We start from the raw sequence: 540 nt of genomic DNA on the forward strand, positions 1-540 counted from the left end.
ACCAGCTGCGCGACTTTTTCAAGTCTTTGAAAGACGGTGGGCAAGGAGCTAAGGCCCTTGAGACGAGCAATCAGGCCGCGGAGAACAGGCTACGCGCCATGGTCGGTTTGCTGGGCAACGCGTGCGCGATCGCCGAAAAGTACCTCCACATCCCCGACCAACTCCAATACGAAGGGGCCCAATGGCAACACGCTGCCAAGATCGTGTATAGCATCACGGAGAGTTCGCCGGGAAGGGAGTACGTGCCCGGATGGACCGGGCCCGCCGCCGAGGCCTACACCCGGGTCGCGATAATGCAAACCGAGGCCTGCAAGGAATGGCACGGGCTCACCCGAGTGGTCGTGGACCTGTTTGGGAAGGCGCACGAGGTCAATGTGGCGATGTTGGAGGCGATCTATCAGGGTGTGCTGTACGTCGTCGAGCGGCGTGGTTGCCTGCCCGAGCCCAGCGAGACCTTCGCCGCTACCTGGAAGCTGGGCGATGCGGTGCAGCGGACCGTGAAGGAGATCACGTCTCTCGGGGCCACGCTGGAAGAGACTT

At 62.2% G+C, this 540-nt stretch carries 1 protein-coding gene; it reads left to right on the forward strand.

The features are described 5' to 3' along the window. Positions 1-98: 98 nt before the first annotated feature. Positions 99-540 (forward strand): hypothetical protein (locus EII42_RS12220; RefSeq protein WP_148098059.1); only part of this gene is annotated, 442 nt, incomplete at its 3' end.

Origin of the sequence: Tessaracoccus sp. OH4464_COT-324 (assembly GCF_003932855.1) — a bacterium.
Taxonomy (GTDB): domain Bacteria; phylum Actinomycetota; class Actinomycetes; order Propionibacteriales; family Propionibacteriaceae; genus Arachnia.